The sequence below is a fragment of the Holdemanella sp. genome (assembly GCF_056804935.1).
The window spans coordinates 1-2,279 of the sequence record NZ_DBMEXE010000245.1 but is presented as its reverse complement, the minus strand read 5'-3'; the positions used below and the strand labels follow the sequence as shown (position 1 = coordinate 2,279).

At 34.8% G+C, this 2,279-nt stretch carries 3 protein-coding genes; all 3 read left to right on the top strand.

Translation table 11 applies throughout. The features are described from left to right. Positions 1-67: 67 nt before the first annotated feature. Genes ACZQCL_RS08875 through ACZQCL_RS08865 form a run of 3 tightly spaced genes read left to right on the top strand, consistent with a single transcriptional unit; the run spans position 68 to position 2,144 of the window. Positions 68-775: an ABC transporter ATP-binding protein gene (locus ACZQCL_RS08875; protein WP_482482879.1), complete on the top strand. Its 708-nt coding sequence runs from the start codon at positions 68-70 to the stop codon at positions 773-775. A 7-nt stretch (positions 776-782) separates the two neighbouring features. Continuing rightward, on the top strand, positions 783-1,487 hold the full coding sequence (locus ACZQCL_RS08870; RefSeq protein WP_154555373.1) for an ABC transporter ATP-binding protein: 705 nt from the start codon (positions 783-785) through the stop codon (positions 1,485-1,487). A gap of 6 nt (positions 1,488-1,493) precedes the next feature. After that, positions 1,494-2,144 (top strand): CBS and ACT domain-containing protein, encoded by a 651-nt coding sequence (locus ACZQCL_RS08865; protein WP_482482877.1) that lies wholly within the window; start codon positions 1,494-1,496, stop codon positions 2,142-2,144. Positions 2,145-2,279 lie beyond the last annotated feature (135 nt).

Here is a 2,279-nt window from a genome sequence, read left to right as displayed (position 1 = left end):
CGCTGGCTCATCTAAATAAAGAATTTTTGGTTGAATTGCCAAGGCACGTGCAATCTCTAATGTATCAATGACAATCAATGAAGGGGAACTTATTGGTTTGATTGGACCGAATGGTGCTGGTAAAACTACATTATTCAACTTGTTGACAGGTGTATATGAACCAAGTAGTGGTTTGATTGAGTTAATGGATCAGGATAAAAGTATTCAGATTGGTGGATTGAAGCCTTATAAAATCACAAATCTAGGAGTTGCACGAACTTTTCAAAATATTCGTTTATTTAAATCAATGACAGTCTTAGAAAATGTTAAAGTTGCGATGCATAAAAATATTCGTTATGGAACATTAGCTGCAATTTTGCGCTTGCCTACGTATTATAAAGAAGAGAAGTGGGTCGAAGAAAAGGCGGAAGAATTATTAAAAGAAGTGGGATTGTATTCTTTAAGAAATGAATTGGCGACAAATCTTCCATATGGTAAACAAAGAAGATTAGAGATTGCACGTGCCTTGGCAATTCAACCAAAAATTCTTTATTTAGATGAGCCAGCGGCAGGTATGAATCCGCAGGAAACAAAAGAGTTAACAGAATTGATTGATCATATTCGAGAAAAATATAAATTAACTGTAATCCTGATTGAACATGATATGTCTTTAGTTATGAAGATTTGTGAGCGTATTTATGTTTTGAACTATGGTAAAATGATAGCGAATGGTACGCCTGAAGAAATTAAACAAAATGAGTTTGTAGTTAAGGCATATTTAGGAGAGGAGATCTAGTATGGCAATGTTAGAAATAAAAGATCTTCACGTACATTATGGTGTAATTGAAGCTTTAAAAGGTATCAGTTTAGAAGTAAATGAAGGCGAGATTGTTGCGTTGATTGGTGCTAATGGAGCTGGAAAAACAACAATGATGCAGTCCATTAGTGGCATTGTAAAAAAGACGAGTGGCGATGTCATGTTTTTAAATGAGTCAATTATGAAGGCAAATCCTAAACATATTGTTGAAATGGGTTTAACACAGGTGCCAGAAGGCCGTCGTATTTTTACAGGAATGAGCGTATATGAAAACTTGATGATGGGAGCTTTTTTACGAAAAGATAAGGATGGAATCAAACGCGATTATGAAAAGGTTTGTGAGCAGTTTCCTATCTTAAAAGAACGTATGAATCAGGATGCTTCTACTTTATCTGGTGGTGAGCAGCAGATGTTAGCTATGGGGCGAGCACTAATGGCAAAACCTAAATTGTTGCTTTTAGATGAACCGAGTATGGGGTTAGCTCCTATTTTAGTTAAGGAGATATTTAACATCATCGAAGAAATCAATAAAGCAGGTACTACGGTTTTATTAGTTGAACAAAATGCTAAGATGGCATTATCAATTGCGCATCGTGCCTATGTTTTAGAAACAGGTAAAGTTGTAATGTCAGGTACTGGTGAGGAATTGGCAAAGAGTTCGGATGTTCAAAAGGCATATCTAGGAGGATAATAAAGTATGTTTAAAGTTAAGGATTATATGACAAAAAATGTTATATGTGCTGAACCAGATGCAACGATTTCACAAATCATTGATTTAATGAAGGAAAAGGGAATTCACCGTGTTCCTGTTGTTGAAAAAGGAAAACTTGTTGGATTGATTACAGAAGGTATGATTTCTAATTCGGGTACAACGAATGCGACAAGCTTAAGCATATATGAATTAAATTATTTATTGTCAAAAACGACTGTAAGCACAGTGATGGTAAAAAAAGTCATTTCTGTCGATGAAAATGAATTGATGGAATATGCAACACAGAAAATGTTGAAAAACAACATTGGATGTTTGCCGGTCACAAATGCTTCTGGCGAAGTTACAGGTATTGTAACGCAGAATGATGTGTTTAAATGTTTCTTGAATGTTCTTGGATGGGATGAAGTGGGTTCAAGAATTACGGTTTCTGTAAAAGATGAGATTGGTGCCATTGGTAAGTTGTCGGAAATCTTTATTGAGAATAAAGTGAATATCAATCATATTGGTGTGTATTCTTTTGAAGATGGAATTGCCAATCTAGTCATTCGTTGTGATACTACCCAACCAGATGATTTACAAGCGGATTTAGAGCGTAAAGGCTATAAAGTATTAGAGTGCTTCGTTCGTGATAAATAGAAAAAAAGGTCTAATTCACATGAATTAGGCCTTTCAGATTGTTGACAAAAGCCTATACCTTTTCGTAAGGACATAGGCTTTTTATTGTATATAGGCAATTTTCGAAATGAAATTGTCTTTTTTTGTATATTTTGA

Bases quoted from the DNA above. Each gene is read 5' to 3' on its own strand.
- ACZQCL_RS08870 (WP_154555373.1), top strand. From the start codon at position 783: ATGTTAGAAATAAAAGATCTTCACGTACATTATGGTGTAATTGAAGCT.
- ACZQCL_RS08865 (WP_482482877.1), top strand. From the start codon at position 1,494: ATGTTTAAAGTTAAGGATTATATGACAAAAAATGTTATATGTGCTGAA.
- ACZQCL_RS08875 (WP_482482879.1), top strand. From the start codon at position 68: ATGACAATCAATGAAGGGGAACTTATTGGTTTGATTGGACCGAATGGT.